The sequence below is a fragment of the Caulobacter sp. BP25 genome, from assembly GCF_002737755.1.
In the GTDB taxonomy this organism is placed as follows: domain Bacteria; phylum Pseudomonadota; class Alphaproteobacteria; order Caulobacterales; family Caulobacteraceae; genus Caulobacter.
Map to the genome: position 1 here is coordinate 40434 of NZ_PEGH01000011.1, position 18433 is coordinate 58866.

The following is an 18433-nucleotide window of genomic DNA, read 5'->3' on the forward strand; positions in this document are numbered from 1 at the left end:
GCCGCGAGCGTGGGCGGTGAGACAAGGGTCTTTGCTCTCAAAATGTGGCTTGACGATCCACAATATGAAACAATAGTCGTTGTATCCTAAGACTGGCCGGTTCGCGCAATCAGCATGGGCGCGGCGGAAAAGGTCTGGGAGGACACCTTGAAGCAAGCCCCCGCCATGGCGTTGTCGCGCCGCGATCTTCTTGCGCTCTCGGCGGCCGCGACCGCTTTGGGCCTTGGCGCCGGCTCGGTCGCCAAAGCCGCGACGACCCCGCCTGACACGGACCTGCGGTGGCTGGACGGCGAGGCCCCGGCTTTCCACGATGGAGCCACGTTCGGTGTTCCGTGGCCGCGCGGGGCGCATAAGGCATCGCAAGCCTTCAAGGTTGTCGGAAAGGCCGGAGAGGAGCTCCCCGCGCAATCGTGGCCGATCGCCTATTGGCCTGATGGTTCGCTGAAATGGTCCGCCCACGCCGTCGTCGGCGGCCAAGGATTCGACGGACTGTCGATCGTCGCTGGCAGGCCCCAGACGCACTCCGCGCCCGTGAGGGTGACCCGGACCGCCGAAGTGGTCACTATATCGTCTGGCGATCTTGTCTGGCGGCTGCCGACATCGGGGCCCCTTCTGGTGTCCGAGGCTTCACGGGCCGGGCGGGTCACGCTGAAGGATCTGCGACTAACCGCCATCGCTCAGGACCAGCCGACACTGGAGCCCGACGGCGTCGTTCGCTCCTCGCGCTATATTTCCAAGTTCACCACGGTCACTGTCGAGCAAACGGGACCCGTTCGCGCGGTGGTTCGTTTCGACGGCGTGCATAGCGGCGGCGGACGCGACTGGCTGCCGGTCACAGTGCGGCTCTATTTCCACGCGGGCTCCGACGCGGTCCGTATCGTCCATAGCTTCATCCAAGACGGTGACCCAGCCAGGGATTTCATTCGGGGGCTGGGCGTCACCGCTCATGTCCCGATGAGCGACGAGACCCATAACCGCCACGTCCGCCTCTCGGGCGAGGAGGTCGGCGTATTTGGTGAAGCCGTGCGCACACTGACGGGGCTTCGCAGCCGAGGCGATCCTGGCGCCGCGGCGCGCGAGACGCAGATCGCCGGACGGGCTGTGCGGACCGAGACCTTGCCGCCCAAGCTAAAGGCCGGGCTGCAGTGGATTCCGGAATGGGGCGATTTTTCTTTGTCGCAGCTGACGCCGGACGGCTTCACCTTGCGCAAGCGCACCAGCGCCGGGCATGCCTGGATCGACTCCAACGCCGGACGGCGCACCAAGGGGCTCGCCTATATCGGCGGGGTTTCGGGCGGGGTCGCTCTGGGGCTAAAGGACTTCTGGCAGCGCGCCCCGACGGGGCTCGACATCCGAAACGCTCATACAGACCTGGCCGAGCTGACCGCCTGGATGTGGTCGCCCGAAGCGCCGGCCATGGATGTGCGCCCCTATCGCAGCGCCAATGGGATGGACACCCACGCCGAGGAGCTTGAGGGCCTCGACATTACCTATGAGGACTACGAGGCTGGCTGGGACGACGCTCGGGGCATCGCGCGGACGTCTGAGCTCACCCTGTGGCTGCTGGGCTCGACCCCTTCGCACGATGCTTTCTCGGCCATGGCCGCCCGGGTCGCCGATCCGCCGAGGCTGACGGTCTCGCCGCAGCGCCTGAAAGCGGCTGGCGTGTTCGGCGACTGGGACACGGTCGACGCCTCGACGCCAGCTCGTAAGCGGATCGAAGATCGCCTGACCTACCTGATCGACTATTATATGAAGGAGGTCGATCAGCGACGCTGGTACGGATTCTGGTCCTACGGCGACGTGATGCACACCTATGACCCCGACCGCCACATGTGGCGCTACGACGTCGGCGGTTACGCTTGGGACAACTCAGAGCTCTCGACCGATCTGTGGATCTGGTACACCTATCTGCGCACCGGACGCGCGGATGTCTTCAAGTTCGCCGAGGCCATGACCCGGCATACGGGCGAGGTCGACGTATACCATCTGGGTCGGTTCAAGGGCTTCGGCACGCGCCATGGCGTGCAGCACTGGTCGGATTCATCCAAACAACCCCGCGTCTCGAATGTCGCCTATCGCCGGATCTACTATTACTTGACCGCCGATGAGCGGGTCGGGGACCTGATGCGCGACCTGGTGACGTCTGACACGGCCCTTGAGGCCGTTGACATCTCGCGCAAGTTGCCGCCGTCGCCAGGGCGGGAGCGACCTAAGGGCGTCGTGGCGTCCGGCTTCGGGACGTCTTGGGGAGCGTTCCTGGGCGCCTGGCTCACGGAATGGGAGCGCACGCGAGACCCGCGCTGGCGCGATCGCATCCTGAACGGCATGAACAGCATCGCCGCAATGAAGCGGCGGTGGTTTGCGGGCGAGGCCCCCTACGATCTCAAGACCGGCAAGTTCCTGGGCGAAGGCGACTACGTCAGCGTCTCGCACCTGAACGCCGTATTCGGCGTGGTCGAGATGACCTCGGAACTGCTCGATCTTCTGGACGCGCCCGCTTACCGCAAGGCCTGGCTGGAATACTGCCGTTATTACAACGCGCCGCCAGCCGAGCTGAAGGCGCTGCTGGGGAAGGTTCCGAGCGGGCGTAATCTGGGTGACGCCCATTCGCGTCTGACCGCTTACGCCGCCAAGCACGAAAACGATCACGCGCTGGCTCTTCGCGCTTGGGCGGAGTTCTTCGGCAAGGCTGGACGGGAAGGGGGCGACCTGATGCTCAGCCAGACCCGCCGCGTTGCGGGTTCGGCGGTGCTGCGCCCGATCGACGAGGATCCGGTCCTGTCGACCAACGCCGTCGCCCAATGGAGCCTGGCGGCCATCCAGAACCTGGCCCTGATCGGCGACAGTCTGGAAGAGGCTGCGACCGCGAACCGGTGAAGCATGAACCGCGCCATTCAGGCGCGGCTGAACGCCACAGACTGACCTAGAGCGCGGCGTCGACCGTCAAGATCACGCGCGAGCCGCCGTGAGGCTGGCGGCTCGCGAGGAACAACGACGCCAGGAAGGCGATCGAGAGCGCGGCCGCCACGTAGCAGGCTGGGCAATGCCCCGCGAGCACAAACATATCTCCGCGTGCGCTGCAGATGGGGCCGGCCAGCATGCGAGGCAGCGACTGCTGTAGGGCGATCGCCCAGGCGATCAGAGCCGCCAGGCCGGTAGCCGTGGGGAAATGACGGGAAAGCGCTTTGAGCATTGCGGACTCCGAATTGGCCCACAGGGTCCAATAGGTTCGCTGATTTGGCTTTGAGACAGATCAAAGCACGAGATCGGTCGGTGTGACACCCCTGGGGCCAGGTTCGACTCATGGAGTCCGCATGTCCGCCCCAACAAACACCAGTGCTGGTCCGCCCGCGGGCTCCAGTGTCCTCTTAATCATCTCGGTCGTAGGCGCCTTCCTTGCGATCTTGGGGGCGGGTCTGACCCATGATCCCCTGTTCCGTCTCCAAGCCGCGACCTTGGCCTTGGCGGGCGTGATCGCCGCCTTTGTCCTGAACGGCGGCCTCGCCGGCGGCACGCTGCGCGACCATCCCGACCAATATTCCGACAACGTCATCAAGGCTGGCGTCATCGCCACCATGTTTTGGGCGGCGGCGGGTTTGCTGGTGGGGGTGATCATCGCCGCCCAGCTCGCCTGGCCGAGGATCTTCTACTTCCCCGACCTCGGCTTCCTGAACTTCGGGCGGCTTCGGCCTCTGCACACCTCGGCGGTGATCTTCGCGTTCGGCGGCAACGCCCTGATCGCGACGTCCTTCTGGGTCGTCCAGCGCACCTGCAAGGCGCGGCTGGCCGGCGGGATCACCCCGTGGTTCGTGTTCTGGGGCTACCAGCTGTTCATCGTGATGGCCGCGACGGGCTATTTGATGGGCGCGACCCAGGGCAAGGAATACGCCGAGCCCGAATGGTACACCGACCTGTGGCTGACGATCGTCTGGGTGGCCTATCTGCTGGTCTTCCTGGGCACGATCTGGAAGCGCAAGGAGCCGCATATCTATGTGGCCAACTGGTTCTACCTGGCGTTCATCGTCACCATCGCCCTGCTGCACCTGGTCAACAACGCCTCCGTTCCGGTCGGCCTGCTGAACCACAAGTCCTACGGCGTGATGGCCGGCGTCCAGGACGCTCTGACCCAGTGGTGGTACGGCCACAACGCGGTCGGCTTCTTCCTGACCGCCGGCTTCCTGGCCATGATGTACTACTTCGTGCCCAAGCGCGTTGAGCGCCCGGTCTACAGCTACCGTCTGTCGATCGTGCACTTCTGGGCCCTGATCTTCATCTACATCTGGGCCGGCCCGCACCACCTGCACTACACGGCCCTGCCGCAGTGGGCGCAGACCCTGGGCATGACCTTCTCGATCATGCTGTGGATGCCCTCCTGGGGCGGCATGATCAACGGCCTGATGACCCTGTCGGGCGCCTGGGACAAGCTCCGCACCGACCCCGTCGTCCGCATGATGGTCGTCTCGATCGCCTTCTACGGCATGTCGACCTTCGAAGGTCCGGTGATGTCGATCCGCGCCGTCAACGCGCTCTCCCACTACACCGACTGGACTATCGGCCACGTGCACTCCGGCGCCCTGGGCTGGGTCGGCTTCATCAGCTTCGGTGCGGTCTACTGCCTGGTGCCATGGCTGTGGAAGAAGCCGGGCCTCTACTCGAACAAGATGGTCGAGTGGCACTTCTGGATCGCGACCACTGGGATCCTGCTCTACATCGCCGCGATGTGGGTGTCGGGCATCATGGAAGGCCTGATGTGGCGGGAATACACCCCGCAGGGCTTCCTGGCCTACAGCTTCATCGAGACCGTCTCGGCCAAGCATATCGAGAACATCATCCGCACCGTGGGCGGCCTGATGTACCTGGCCGGCGCGCTGATCATGATCGTCAACCTCTGGAAGACGATCAGCACGCCCTACGCCGAGCTGGCCGACGCTCCGGCCGCCCCCGCCACCGCGATCGCCTGAGGTTCCGATGTCTCTCTGGAAACACCACTCCAAGCTTGAGCGGCATTCGCTGCTGCTCATCGTCGGCATCCTTCTGGTCGTCTCCATCGGCGGCCTGGTCGAGATCGCCCCGCTGTTCTGGCTGCAGAGCACGATCGAGAAGGTGCAGGGCATGCGTCCCTACACCCCGCTTGAGCTGGCTGGCCGCGACATCTACGTCCGCGAGGGCTGCTATCTCTGCCACTCGCAGATGATCCGCCCGCTGCGTGACGAGGTTGAACGCTACGGTCACTACAGCCTGGCCGCCGAGAGCATGTACGACCACCCGTTCCAGTGGGGGTCCAAGCGGACCGGGCCCGACCTGGCGCGCGTGGGCGGCAAGTACTCGGACACCTGGCACCGTGATCACCTGATCGACCCGCGCTCGGTCGTGCCGGAGTCGGTGATGCCGCCCTACAAGTTCCTGGCCGAAAAGGACCTGGACTACAGCGACATCGTCGATCGCCTGAAGACCCAACGTACGGTCGGCGTTCCCTACACGCCCGATCAGATCGCCAACGCCAAGAAGGACCTTGAGGCCCAGGCCGATCCGTTCTCGACCGACGCTGTGGCTCTGCGCGGTCGCTACGACGCCAAGGTGGTCAACCGCGACTTCGATGGCGATCCCAACAAGATCACCGAGATGGATGCGCTGGTCGCCTACCTGCAGATGCTGGGCACCCTGGTGGACTTCAAGTCCTACAAGGCCCAGGCGCCGGAGAACCAACGATGAGCGGTCTGACCTACGAAGCCGTCGCGCGCTTCGCGCAGCAGGGCGGGCTGATCTACTTCGGCCTGATCTTCCTCGCCGGCGTCGCCTACGCCCTGTGGCCCTCCAAGAAGGCCGAATTCCAACACGCCGCGCATATGCCGCTGGATGACGAGGAGCTCTCCTGATGGCTCACGAACGCGAGACCGACCACGCCACCGGCGTCGAGACGACTGGGCACGAGTGGGACGGCATCAAGGAACTGGACAACCCGCTGCCCCGCTGGTGGCTGTGGGTCTGGTACGCGACGATCGCCTTCTCGATCGCCTACTGGGTGGCGATGCCGGCCTGGCCGGGCCTGCATAGCTACACCAAGGGGTTGCTCAACAAGTCGGACCGGGCGGATGTCGGCAAGCAGCTGAACGCTCTTGACGCCCAGCGGGGGCAAGGCGCGGCGATGCTCCGTACCGCCAGCCTGGAGCAGATCGAAAAGGATCCGACGCTGCAGACCTACGCCCAGCAGGTCGGCCAGTCGGTCTTCGGTGACAACTGCGCCACCTGCCACGGCATCGGCGGTACGGGCTCCAAGGGCTACCCCAACCTTCGCGATGACGTGTGGCTGTGGGGCGGCAAGCTGGAGGACATCCAGTACACCATTACCCACGGCATCCGCAGCGGCGACCAGAACGCCCGTATGTCGCAGATGCCAGCCTATGGTCGCGACGAGCTGCTCAAGCCCGAGCAGATCGACGATCTGACCGAATATGTGGTCAAGCTGTCGAACCGTCCCGCCGACGCCGGCGCCGTGGCGCGCGCCGCTCCGATCTTCGAGACGCAATGCTCGGCCTGCCATGGCCTGGACGGCAGGGGGAACCAGGAGCTCGGCGCGCCGAACTTGACCGACGCCGACTGGCTGTACGGCGCCGACCGCGCTTCGATCCGTGGCCAGATCTACGCTGGCGCCGGCGGCGTCATGCCCACCTGGGCCGGTCGCCTGAGCCCTGAGACCATCAAGGCGCTCTCCGTCTACATTCACGCCAACGCGGGTGGTCAGTAAGGGCTATGCCCACGCTTATCGACAATCGGCCACCTGAACCTGAAACCCGGACGGCGGTCTCGGCCGCCGCCCGGGCGAAGGGCAAGGGCGACGCCAACGGCGGGCTCTACAAGCCTCGCGAGCCGATCTACCCCAAGCTGGTCCATGGCAAGTGGCGGAACGTGAAGTGGGCGCTGCTCATCATCACGCTCGGAATCTACTACATCACGCCTTGGATCCGTTGGCATCGCCCGGACGGCTTCCCGCAACAGGCGGCGCTGGTCGATTTCACCGGCCGGCGCTTCTACTTCTTCGACATCCAGCTGTGGCCTCAGGAAGTCTACATCTTCACGGGGCTGCTGGTGATGTCGGCCTTGGCGCTGTTCCTGGTGACGGCGCTTTTCGGCCGTCTGTGGTGCGGCTACGCTTGTCCTCAGACGGTCTGGACGGACCTCTACATTGTCGTGGAGCGCTTGTTCGAAGGCGACCGCAACGCCCGCATGCGCCTCGATGCCGCGCCGCTGTCGTTCAACAAGATCTGGCGCAAGACGGGCAAGCATTTGACCTGGCTGGCCATCGCCTTTGGCACCGGCGGCGCCTGGATCTTCTACTTTCATGACGCGCCGACGCTGCTCCGCACCTTCTGGACCGGCGACGCCCCGGTCACCGCCTATGTCTCTTGCTTCCTGCTCACCTGCACGACCTACATCTTCGCTGGCTGGATGCGCGAGCAGGTCTGCACCTACATGTGCCCCTGGCCCCGCATCCAGGGCGCCATGCTCGATCATCACTCGCTGCAGGTGACCTATCTGGGCTACCGCGGCGAGCCGCGCGGGCCGCACAAGAAGGGCCAGACCTGGGAAGGCCGCGGCGACTGCGTCGACTGCCGCCAGTGCGTGGTCGTCTGCCCGATGGGCATCGACATCCGCGACGGCGCGCAGCTTGAGTGCATCAACTGCGGCCTCTGCGTCGACGCCTGCGACGACATCATGATCAAGATGGGGCGGCCCATCGGTCTCATCGCCTATGACTCCGAAGCTGCGGTCTCGCATCGCGGTTCGGGTTGCAAGCCGCAGTATAAGCCCGTTCGCAGCCGCACCCTCTACTACGCCTTGGCGCTCACGATCGTGGGCGGCCTGACGCTTTGGTCGCTGCTCGCGCGGCCTGACGCCGACCTCCATGTGATCCGTGACCGCAACCCCGTCTTTGTGCGGATGCACGATGGCGCGGTGCGCGATGGGTACACGCTCAAGATCGGCAACCGCACTTTCGTCGAACAACGCTTCGACGTCTCGTTCGAGGGCGTGCCCGGCGCGCGCCTCAGCCATCCCGGTGGCGAGGGCGACCGCGTCAGCATCGTCGTCCCCGCCGATCAGGTCGTGCCACTGCGCGTCTTCGTGACCGCGCCGCCGAACGCCGAACTCGACGCCAGCGTCCCGGCCCGCTTCGTTGTCCGCTCGGCCGACGTTCAGGCCGAGGCCAAGACCGTCTTCCTCTCAGGAGCCGCGAACCCGCAATGACCAGCGCAACGCACACGATCGCCAAGGCCCCGAGCGAGAAGGGCCGTATCACAGGGTGGCACGTGCTCATCGGCGTGGTGCTTTTCTTCGCGACGGTAATCGCGGTCGACATCATCTTCATGGTGCAGGCCTATCGGACTTTCTCGGGCGAGGTGGCCTCCAATCCGTATGAGGCGGGCCTGACGTTCAACCGCACCCTGGCTCAGCGACAGAAGGAGGCGGCGCTGGGCTGGTCGGCCAGTGTCGAAACACCCGAGGGCAAGGCCGTTTCGGTCAAGGTCGTCGATCGTAGTGGCAAACCGATGGACGGCCTTTCTCTAACCGGCGTGTTGGAGCGCCCGGCCACCGATAACGGTCGCCAGACCTTGAACTTTCGTTCGCTGGGAGGCGGTCGCTATCAAGCCGCCGCGTATCTGGAGGGCGCCTGGGACCTGCGGGCCACGGCCCGTAACGCCAAGGACATGTTCGAGATCGAAACCCGTCTGGTGGAACCCGCCCAATGAGCCAGAGCCTGACCCTGCATCGTGATCTCGAGGCGTTCGTCCGGCGGGACGAGGCGGGAAAGGGCCGTCTTGAGCTGCTGGTCAGCGGCGCACGCTGCGCCGGCTGCATCAACAAGATCGAGAAGGCGGTCCGCGAAATTCCAGGCGTGGACGCGGCGCGTCTGAACCTGACGACCGGCAAGCTGGCCGTTCAGTTGGAAGGCAAGGAAGCCGACCCCGAGCGCGTCGTCGAGACCGTCGAGGCGCTGGGCTATCGCGCCTGCCTGTTCGATCCTGGCGAAGCGGCCGCGGCGCAGGATCGGGAAGGGCGCGAACTGGCTGTCGCGTTGGGCGTGGCGGGCTTCGGCGCCGGCAACGTCATGATGTTCACCGTGCCCGCCTGGGCCGGCCTGTTCGGGCAGGAGCTGAACGGCTCGACCCTGACCCTGATGTACTGGATGGCCGCGATCGTCGCGACGCCGTGCGCCTTGTTCGCGGGGCGTCCGTTCTTCAGGTCCGCCTGGGCCTCGCTCAAGCGAGGCAAGGCCAATATGGACGTGCCGATCTCGATCGGCGTCATCCTGACCCTGATCGTCAGCTTTTCCGAGACGATCCTGCGCGGCCAGCACGCCTATTTCGACGCGGCGGTGACGCTGTTGTTCCTGCTGCTGATCGGCCGCTATCTGGATCACCGCCTGCGCGCCAACGCTCGCTCGGCCGCGCGCGATCTGCTGGCCCTGCAGACCCCGGTCGCCATGCGCCTCGTCGATGGCGTCGAGCAAGGAATCCCTGTCGCCGAGGTTAAGATCGGCGACTGTCTCGTCGTCGCGCCAGGTGATCGCGTACCGGTCGACGGCCTTGTCGAGAGTGGCCAGTCCGAACTCGACAACGCCATGATCACCGGCGAGACCGCCCTGGCGCCCGTCGGCGCGGGCGCGCGCCTTCACGCGGGCGCTCTTAATCTGTCGGGCCGCTTGGTCATGACCGCCACGGCGCGTAGCGAGGACTCCACCGTCGCCGCCATCGCCCGCCTGATGGAGGCCGGCGCGCAGACTCGCTCCGCCTATGTCCGCCTGGCGGATAAGGCCGCCGCGCTCTACGTCCCTGTGGTGCACACCGCTGCGGCCCTGACCTTCATCGGCGGATGGGCGCTGGGCCTTGGTCCGCGCGAGGCGCTGCTGCGCGCCGCCGCAGTGCTGATCGTCACCTGCCCCTGCGCTCTGGGCCTTGCGGTGCCCGCCGTGCAGATCGCCGCCAGCAGCCGCCTTTTCCGCAAGGGTGTGTTGGTGAAATCCGGCGAGGCGCTCGAGCGCCTCGCCGAGGTCGATCATGTAGTGTTCGACAAGACAGGTGTCCTCACCGAAGGCCGTCCGCGCCTGATCGACGCGCCGGCGCATGTGGTCGCCATGGCCGCGCCGCTGGCCCGCGCCTCGCGCCACCCGCTTGCCAAGGCCCTGGCGGCGGAAGCCGGCCTGGGCCCCGTCGCCGCCGATTGTGTGGAGACGGCGGGGCAGGGCGTCGAAGGCCTGATCGACGGCCGCCGCGCGCGCCTCGGCCGCGCCGGCTTCGTCGGCGTCACGGGCGGCGACGCGCGCGAGACGGAGCTGTGGTTCGGCTTCGAGAACGACATCAAGATCCGCTTCGTGTTCGAGGACCAGCCTCGCGCGGACGCGGCCGACACCATCGCGCGCCTCTGCCGTATGGGCCTGTCGGTCGAGATCCTGTCCGGCGATCTGGCCGGGCCCGTGGGCGACATCGCTCGCGAGGTGGGCATCGCCGAGTGGCGCGCCGGCCTGACCCCGTTCGACAAGGCCGCGATCGTCGATGAGGTCAAGGCGCAGGGGCGCAAGGTGCTGATGGTCGGCGACGGCCTCAATGACGCTGCGGCTCTGTCCAAGGCTCACGCTTCGATGGCGCCGGGCGCCGCCGTGGACGCCGCTCAGAACGCCGCCGATCTCGTCTTCACGGGTGAGGGGCTCGGTGCGGTCGTCGAAGCCATAGACACCGCGCGCGAGGCGCGCCGTCGTGCGCTTGAGAACTTCGGATTCTCTGCGCTCTACAACCTCGTAGCCACCCCTGCGGCCATGTTCGGCCTGATAAATCCCTTCATCGCCGCCCTGGCGATGTCGGGCTCCTCGATGGTCGTGCTGCTGAACGCCGCGCGGCCGCGCATCGCCTGGAGGCGTCGATGAATATCGTCCTGTTCCTGGCTCCGTTCTCGATCGGCCTCGGGGCCATGGGTCTGTTCGCCTTCTTCTGGACCATGCGGTCGGGCCAGTACGAAGATCCCAAGGGCGACGCCGCCCGGATCCTCTACGACCATCTCGAGGACAAGCCGCCCCAGGATTGATCGAAGTGGATTGATCCAAATCACGGCGGAGGCCGGTCCGTCGGAGCAGGTTGCCCGCGTCAGGAGAGACGCATGACCGCAGCCGCCGCCACGATTCCCGCCAATGACCATCGCGCGCTTCTGACGCGCTACGACAGCCGAGCGCCTCGCTACACGAGCTATCCGACGGCGCTGCAATTTTCGAAAGAGGTCGACGCAGAGGTTTATGGCGACTGGCTGGCGCGCCTCGATCCTCGCGAGCCTGTCTCGCTCTACGCCCACATCCCGTTCTGCGACCGGCTGTGCTGGTACTGCGGTTGCAACACGCGGGTCGTGAAGAAACAGGCGCTGATCAGCGAGTATGTCGAGCGGCTCGTCGATGAGCTGGCGCTGGTCGAGGCCCGCCTGCCTGGCCGGATCAAGGCTGGCGCGGTCCACCTGGGCGGCGGCACGCCGAATATGCTGTCGCGCGACGACTTGGTTCGCCTGTTCGGCGCCCTGCGCCATGTCTTTCCGTTCGCGCCCGGCGTCGAAATCTCGGCTGAGCTAGACCCGGCGGTCCTGACCGAAAGCTGGGTTAAGGCGGCCGCCTTCCATGGGCTGACCCGCGCTAGCCTAGGAGTCCAAGACCTGGCCCCGCACGTGCAAGAGGCGGTGAACCGCGTCGAGCCGTTCGAGGTCGTCGCGCGTGCGACGCACTGGCTGCGCCAGGCTGGCGTCGCCTCGATCAATCTCGACCTGATGTACGGCCTTCCCAAGCAGACCACCGCCGACGTGGTCGCCACACTGGACAAGGTTCTGACCCTGCGGCCCGAGCGGATCGCTCTGTTCGGCTACGCCCACGTGCCCTGGGCGCGCACGCACCAGAAGCTGATCCGAGAAGACGACCTGGCGGACGCCAACGGCCGCTTCGAACAGAGCCAAGCCGCTGCCGAGCGCCTCGTGAAGGCGGGCTATGTCGCGATCGGCCTCGATCACTTCGCCCTGCCGAATGATGATCTGGCGTTGGGCGTCACGACTGGAACGCTGCGCCGGAACTTCCAAGGCTACACCACTGACCAGCATCCCACCCTTATCGGCCTGGGCGCGTCGTCCATCGGCCGGATGCCGGGCGGCTATGTCCAGAACCTGACCGCCGAGGTCGCCTGGCGTGACGCCATCACCCAAGGGCGGCTGCCGGTCGCGCGCGGCGTTAAGTTGACGGACGACGATCGTCTGCGCGCCGATGTGATCGAACGGCTGATGTGCGACTTCCAGGTGGACCTAGCGCAGGTGGCCGCGCGTCACGGCGTTTCGACGACCGTGTTCGGAGAGGACATCGCAAAGCTGGCGGACTTGCGTGCTGACGGTCTTGTCCATGTGAGCGGCGACGCGGTTCGCGTTACCGAGGCGGGCCGTCCGTTCATGCGTCTGGCCGCCCAGGCCTTCGATCACCGCTCCGACACCCAGGAAGGCTTCTCTCGCGCGATCTAGTTTTTCGGAAACTGATCGAGGTCAAGGTCGAGTGCTTCGAAATCCCTCAAACAAACATCGCGACGAAAATTAGAGAGTCGCCACTTCTGGGGATAGATGATGAAGACGCTTATTCTTTCGGCCATCGCGGCGACGGCTCTGGTCGGCAGCGTGGCGCACGCCGAGGACTTCTCGCCCAACGCCAAGGGCGATTTCATCGTCCATGCGCGGATCACGCAAGTCGCGCCGGACAAGGATGCGGCCATCCTGACCGCTGCGGGCGCCGCCACGGGCCTGAAGGCCCACGTCAAGGATGATATCAAGCCGACCCTGGGCTTCACCTACTTTCTGACCGACAAGGTCGCCGTCGAAGCCATCCTGGGCAGCACTGAGCACGACATCCGCGCTCAAGGCGGCACGACGGACGCTCTGGTCCACAAGACCTGGGTTCTGCCGCCGGTCGTGACCCTGCAGTACCACCCGCTGCCCGCCGCCCGCGTCAGCCCCTATGTCGGCGCTGGCATCAACTACATGCTGTTCTACAGCGGCAAGAACAAGAACGGCTTCACGGTGAAGGTCGACGACGGCTTCGGCTACGCCCTGCAAGCCGGCGTCAACGTCAAGCTGAAGGACAACTGGCTGCTGAACGCGGACATCAAGAAGGTCTATTTCAGCACCGACGCCAAGATCAATGGCGGCGCCCTGAAGGCTGACGTGGACCTGGATCCGCTGGTCTCTTCGATCGGCTTCAGCCGCAAGTTCTAACGGCGACAATCCGCGCCGCCGGCCGCAGCCGGCGGCGCGGGCGTCATTCCGAGGCTTGGTCCTGGAGGCCGGGCCTTGGACGCGTTTGAGCCCCTGTGGTTCGCGTTGAAGCAAGTTTCGTGATCAGTGGGCGGCATGTTCCGGGCGTGCGCGGCTCAACATCCATGCTAGCGCGACATTTTCCGTAAAATGTCACTCCTATCTCCGCTCGGCTGCGGCCAGACCGGGAGATGATCTTCCTGAGGCGTCGCCCTTGGGGATAACCGCCATCGGCGGTGGGCGCGACGGCCTCGAGTGAGGACCGCATGTCGACCCATCGGCTTTTGATGGCGGGATGTTCCGCCCTTGTGCTGTTAGCTTACGGCCCGGCGACGCTCGCCGAGGAGAACACGCCCGCGACCGACACGGTCGACGAGGTCATCGTCAAGGCGCGCGATAAGGCGGGCCTTCTGGAGAAGCAGCCCAACAACACAGTCTTTGGTATCGACAAGCCACTGTTGGAGACGCCGCGCTCGGCCAGTTTCGTCAGTGACGTCACGCTGCAGCGTTATGGCATTGAGACCATCGACGGTCTGACGGCGGTTTCGCCCGGCACCTATACGGCCAGCTTCTATGGTGTGCCTGGCGCGCTGAACATCCGCGGGACACTGGCCGAGAACTACTTCCGAGGCTTCAAGCGGATCGAGAACCGCGGCACCTATTCGACGCCGATCGGCGCGGCCGAGCAGATCCAGATCGTGCGAGGACCGCCGACGCCGATCTATGGCTCTGGCAAGGTCGGCGGCATGCTCAACTTCATTCCGAAGTCGGGCAAAAACGAAGGCGGCTATCTGACTGAGCCCACCGGCGAGGTGACGCTGACCTACGGCTCCTACAACAAGAAGAACGCCACAGCCCAGCTCGGCCTGCCGGCGAACTTCGGGGCCGTCACGGGCGGGGTCTACCTGTATGGCGAGGTCGAGGACTCCCACAGCTTCTACAAGGGAATCTATCCGCGCCGGCAGACCGGGGAGGTCTCGGCCGATTTCGACCTTGGCAATGGCTGGACGACCGCCTTAGGGGGCATGATCTACCACTCGAAAGGCGATGTGCAGACCCCGGGCTGGAACCGACTGACCCAGAGCCTGATTGACGACCAGACGTATATCACCGGCCGCGACACAACGCTCAAGGACACGGACGGCAACGGCCGTCTGACGCCGGGCGAGATCGGCTTCTACCCCTACGGCGTGGCGATGTATCTGCCGTATTACGGCTTTCCGTCGACCAACGATCTGCACACCCTTGATGTTGGCGTCGGCACGACGAAGCTCAGCCCGCGTCAGGTTTATATCAGCGGCGCGGACTTCTCGAAGACCCGCACCAACACCCTCTACTACGACCTGGCCAAGGACATCACGCCAGACAGCGCCATCAAGCTGCAGCTGTTCTATGACGACCAGGAGAACAAGCGCTTCGTCAGCTACGGCTATCCGGCCTGGTTCGACAGTTCGGTCTGGGAAGCCCGACTAACCTACAACTTCGCCTATGATCTCGGGATCATCACCTCAAAGTCGTTCGTCGGCGCCTCTTATCGCAGCTTCGATGGTCGTCGACGTGAGAGCTACAACAGCGGCCTGATCGCGCTCGACCGTCGTGACATCGCCTTCGGCGCGACGGCGACGGACATCATCGGCAGCCCGTTCAACGCCGCCGACGGCGTGAAGTGGGAAAACGATAACAAGAGCGACTGGAAGCAGCGCGGGGTCTTCTTCACCACCGACATCATGGTCGGCGAGCGTCTGAACCTGATGCTGGGCGGTCGCTACGACGACTACGACGTCAAGTCGAACGACACCGGCTTCCTGAGCTACACGATTTCCGGTGAGCAAAAGGCGGGCAAGGGGCAGGGGACCTATACGGCCAGCCTGACCTACAAGACCCCCGTCGGCGTCATGCCCTATATCAGCTACGCCGAGGCCTCGGCGCTCGAGATGAGCCAGGCGGGTGATATCGCGCCGGGTCTGGTCGCCAGCGGCGCTTGGCTGTCGGACAGCGACCTGGCCGAGGCGGGCGTAAAGTTCCAGCTTCTTAAGGGTACGCTGGTGGGCTCGCTGGCGGGCTACCGCCAGAACCGCACGCAACTGGTCAACGGCCCGCCCGTCAGCGTGCAGGGCACGCGGGCCAAGGGCGTCGAGCTGGAGGTTCGCTGGCTGGCGAGCGAGCACCTGAGCTTCACCTTCTCAGGGAACACTCAGCGCACAACGGTCAAGGGACCCGACACCTCGTTCCAGTACATCCCGGCCTACACCGCCGGCGTCTCCGGCGCGCAGGCCTATGGCGGGACCTATGTGGTCTGGGCGTTCAACAGCCTGCCTGGGCGAAGCGGCGACTACGACTACACACTGATCCCCAAGTCGGTGGTCAGCCTGTACGGCGCCTATACCAGCGACGAGTACGACTGGGGCAAGGTCGGCGCCACGCTGGGCGTCACCCACGTGACCAAGACCTCGGGCACGGTCCAGAACGCCGTGACCTATCCCGCCTACGCTGTGGCTAGCGGCAGCGCCTACTACGAGTTCGGACCGTACACGGCCACGCTCAACGTCGATAATCTGTTCGACAAGCTCTACTTCACGCCCGACGCCGACAGCTACGCCAACCTCGGCGCGCTGCCCAGCAAGGGACGCGAGTGGCGCGTGACCTTGGCCCGGAAGTTCTAGTTCCCGCGCGGCGCGTTCCGCGAGGGCGCGCCGCGAGCTTGCATGAGGCTCTATGGCGATGTCGACGATCCAATGGCGTTCCTGGGTTCTTTTGGGCGCGCTTTCCCTGTTGCTGTTCCTGATCACCGCTTCGACCTTCTCGTCGCTGGGCGTGATCCTGCCAGCCATGATCAAGGACCAGCACTGGAGCTTCGCTTCCGCCTTCCTGGGCTTCACCTTGCTGGGCGCCTTCTGCGGTGGCTCCTCTTGGCTGCCGGCCCTGCTGATCCGCAGGATCGGCGTGCGGTCCACCATCGTGACCGGCTCGGTCGTGATGATTGCCGGCTTCTTCTGTCTGGCCTTCTCGAAAGGTCTGCCAATCTACCTGACCGGGACGGCGCTGCTCGGCGTCGGCTACCAGATGATGGCCCTGATCCCAGGCACCCACCTGCTGTCTATGCTGTTCAAGAAGCGCGCTCTGCCGTTCGGGATCTATTTCACGATAGGCTCGCTGGGTGGAGTGGTCGGGCCCTGGATAGCCTTGGGCGGAATGGAAATCGCTGGCGGCGCGTGGCGCCCCTACTGGATCTGGCAGGCTATCGCCTCGGCCGTGGTGGGCGTGCTCGCCGCAGCCCTTGTCGGCGGTAAGACATGGCTGGAAAACGCGGCGGTTGAGACCGACAAGGCGGTCGCCGAGGACTCCGCCGCGCAGCCGGTCAATGCTCGCGTCTATCGCACTTCGGTCGACTGGACCGTGAAGGAAGCGCTGCGCACGCCACAGTTCTACGTCATCGTGGCTGCCTATTTTGCGCACCTGCTTGGCGGGGTGACCGCTGTCAGCCTGGCTCCGAGCCACTTTGCCGAGATGGGCGTGGTCTCGGCCGTCGCCGTCGCGGCGCTGAGCCTGGAGTCGCTGATGCAGGTTGTCGCCCGGATGGGCGGCGGGCTTCTGGGCGACCGGATTGATCCGCGCTGGCTGCTGGCCGGGGCTCAGGGCATGATGGCCGCTGGACTGCTGGTCCTGGCGAACGCCACCACCTGGCCGATGATGGTGATTTTCGCGCTCGGCGTGGGCGTTGGTTTCGGACTGACTGTCCTGGCGGTCAGCATCCTGCTGCTGAACTATTACGGCCGGAAGAACAACTTGGAGCTCTTCTCGATGGTCTGCTTGGTCGGCGCTGTATCAGCCCTCGGCCCCGTGATCGGCGGCTTCATGCGCGACAGCCTCGGCGGTTTCGCGCCGACCTTCCAGGTGTTCGCCGCCGTGATCGGCGTGATCTTCGTTGCCGCGTTGTTCATGCGGCCGCCGCGCAAGACGGTCGAGGAGACCACGATCGCGCCTATACCCGCGCCAACGCCTGTCCTGCTGCGCGACGCGGCTTAGAAAACAGGGGACCAGGAGAGTAACGCCATGTTCCATCGTCCTTCGCAGCACAAGCATTTCGGGGTCTTTCTGCCGGTCGCCAACGGCGGCTGGATCATATCGAAGACCGCGCCGACCCTGGATGGCCTCTACGCGCAAAACCGCGCCGCGGCGGTGAAGGCCGACGAGGTCGGCATGGACTTCGTGATGTCGATGGGCAAGTTCCGCGGCTTCGGCGGCGAGACCGACCACTGGGGCACAGCGCTGGAGTCCGTCACCATGATGGCGGGCATCGCTGAGGCCACCAAGAACGTGAAGATTTGGGCGACCATCCATCCGCTGCTGCAGAACCCAGCCGTGGCGGCGAAGATGATCGCCACCCTCGACCACATCAGCGGTGGTCGCGCGGGGCTCAACATCGTGGCTGGCGCTTACAAAGGTGAGTTCGATCAGATGGGCGCGTGGGACGACGCCCTGACCCATGACGACCGCTACGCCCTGACCGAGGAATGGACGACGATCGTCAAACGCCTGTGGTCCGAGGACAGCGTCGACTTCCAGGGCAAGTACTTCACGATGAAGGATTGCCAGTCCAAGCCCAAGCCGTTGTCGCGTCCTCGTCCGGACCTCGTTTGCGCCGGAATGAGCGATCGCGGCTTCCAGTTCTCGGTGCGAGAGGCTGACGTCTGCTTTATCGGCGGGCGCACCCCGGACGAGCGTCGCGATGCTTCCCTGCGGGCCAAGAAGGCCGCCGAGGGCATGGGCAAGACGATCAAGACCTTCGCCATGTGCACCGTCGTCCATGGGGACACCGACGCGGACGCCGAGGCCAAGGTCGAGCACTACAAGAGCGGCGCCGACATGGGCGCGATCCTGGCCATGCTGGAGAGCTGGGGCGTGCCGGCCGAGAAGTTGTCCAGCGTCGCGGCGGCGCAGGGCGCCTTTATGACCCAGACCGTGGTCGGTTCGCCCAAGACCTGCGCGGCGCAGATCGAAGAGTTCGTGCGCTACTGCGAGCTGGACGGCCTGATGCTGATCTTCCCGGACTATGTCGAAGGCCTGACGATGTTCGGATCAGAGATCCTACCGGGCCTGAGGGCGGTGTTCTCGTGAA

15 protein-coding genes are annotated in these 18433 nt (G+C 65.2%); 14 read left to right on the forward strand and 1 reads right to left on the reverse strand.

Going from position 1 to position 18433, the window contains the following annotated elements; genetic code table 11:
• Window positions 1–147: 147 nt before the first annotated feature.
• The gene (locus CSW59_RS08185; protein WP_201722749.1) at window positions 148–2880 is read left to right on the forward strand and encodes a Tat pathway signal sequence domain protein; all 2733 of its coding nucleotides are present in this window, start codon (window positions 148–150) and stop codon (window positions 2878–2880) included.
• A gap of 46 nt (window positions 2881–2926) precedes the next feature.
• Here the strand turns inward: CSW59_RS08185 and CSW59_RS08190 are convergent, their stop codons facing one another.
• The gene (locus CSW59_RS08190) at window positions 2927–3196 is read right to left on the reverse strand and encodes a hypothetical protein (RefSeq protein ID WP_099443570.1); all 270 of its coding nucleotides are present in this window, start codon (window positions 3194–3196) and stop codon (window positions 2927–2929) included.
• Window positions 3197–3317: 121 nt separating this feature from the next.
• Between CSW59_RS08190 and ccoN the strand changes: the two genes are divergently transcribed.
• From ccoN to CSW59_RS08255, 13 genes are all read left to right on the forward strand, one after another.
• Complete coding sequence (gene ccoN / locus CSW59_RS08195; RefSeq protein ID WP_099443571.1) at window positions 3318–4964, forward strand: cytochrome-c oxidase, cbb3-type subunit I; 1647 nt, start codon at window positions 3318–3320, stop codon at window positions 4962–4964.
• A gap of 7 nt (window positions 4965–4971) precedes the next feature.
• The gene (gene ccoO / locus CSW59_RS08200; RefSeq protein ID WP_099443572.1) at window positions 4972–5715 is read left to right on the forward strand and encodes a cytochrome-c oxidase, cbb3-type subunit II; all 744 of its coding nucleotides are present in this window, start codon (window positions 4972–4974) and stop codon (window positions 5713–5715) included.
• The gene (locus CSW59_RS08205; protein ID WP_013079015.1) at window positions 5712–5879 is read left to right on the forward strand and encodes a cbb3-type cytochrome c oxidase subunit 3; all 168 of its coding nucleotides are present in this window, start codon (window positions 5712–5714) and stop codon (window positions 5877–5879) included. Before ccoO ends, CSW59_RS08205 begins: the two co-directional genes overlap by 4 nt.
• Complete coding sequence (gene ccoP, locus CSW59_RS08210) at window positions 5879–6748, forward strand: cytochrome-c oxidase, cbb3-type subunit III (RefSeq protein ID WP_099443573.1); 870 nt, start codon at window positions 5879–5881, stop codon at window positions 6746–6748. The genes CSW59_RS08205 and ccoP overlap by 1 nt, the downstream gene beginning before the upstream one ends.
• A gap of 5 nt (window positions 6749–6753) precedes the next feature.
• Window positions 6754–8247 (forward strand): cytochrome c oxidase accessory protein CcoG, encoded by a 1494-nt coding sequence (ccoG, locus tag CSW59_RS08215; protein WP_099443574.1) that lies wholly within the window; start codon window positions 6754–6756, stop codon window positions 8245–8247.
• Window positions 8244–8750, forward strand: a complete 507-nt coding sequence (locus tag CSW59_RS08220) for a FixH family protein (RefSeq protein WP_099443575.1) — start codon at window positions 8244–8246, stop codon at window positions 8748–8750. Before ccoG ends, CSW59_RS08220 begins: the two co-directional genes overlap by 4 nt.
• Window positions 8747–10921 carry a heavy metal translocating P-type ATPase gene (locus CSW59_RS08225; protein WP_099443576.1) on the forward strand — a complete coding sequence of 725 codons (2175 nt, stop codon included), beginning with the start codon at window positions 8747–8749 and terminating at the stop codon, window positions 10919–10921. The genes CSW59_RS08220 and CSW59_RS08225 overlap by 4 nt, the downstream gene beginning before the upstream one ends.
• Window positions 10918–11079, forward strand: coding sequence for a cbb3-type cytochrome oxidase assembly protein CcoS (gene ccoS, locus CSW59_RS08230; protein ID WP_099443577.1), 162 nt, complete (start codon window positions 10918–10920; stop codon window positions 11077–11079). The genes CSW59_RS08225 and ccoS overlap by 4 nt, the downstream gene beginning before the upstream one ends.
• A gap of 72 nt (window positions 11080–11151) precedes the next feature.
• Window positions 11152–12531 (forward strand): oxygen-independent coproporphyrinogen III oxidase, encoded by a 1380-nt coding sequence (hemN, locus tag CSW59_RS08235; protein ID WP_099443578.1) that lies wholly within the window; start codon window positions 11152–11154, stop codon window positions 12529–12531.
• Window positions 12532–12630: 99 nt separating this feature from the next.
• The gene (locus CSW59_RS08240; RefSeq protein ID WP_099443670.1) at window positions 12631–13275 is read left to right on the forward strand and encodes an OmpW family outer membrane protein; all 645 of its coding nucleotides are present in this window, start codon (window positions 12631–12633) and stop codon (window positions 13273–13275) included.
• 305 nt (window positions 13276–13580) lie between these two features.
• On the forward strand, window positions 13581–15977 hold the full coding sequence (locus tag CSW59_RS08245; RefSeq protein WP_099443579.1) for a TonB-dependent siderophore receptor: 2397 nt from the start codon (window positions 13581–13583) through the stop codon (window positions 15975–15977).
• Window positions 15978–16035: 58 nt separating this feature from the next.
• Window positions 16036–17340 carry a CynX/NimT family MFS transporter gene (locus CSW59_RS08250; RefSeq protein ID WP_099443671.1) on the forward strand — a complete coding sequence of 435 codons (1305 nt, stop codon included), beginning with the start codon at window positions 16036–16038 and terminating at the stop codon, window positions 17338–17340.
• 27 nt (window positions 17341–17367) lie between these two features.
• The gene (locus CSW59_RS08255) at window positions 17368–18432 is read left to right on the forward strand and encodes an LLM class flavin-dependent oxidoreductase (RefSeq protein WP_099443580.1); all 1065 of its coding nucleotides are present in this window, start codon (window positions 17368–17370) and stop codon (window positions 18430–18432) included.
• The last annotated feature ends 1 nt before the right edge of the window (window position 18433 follow it).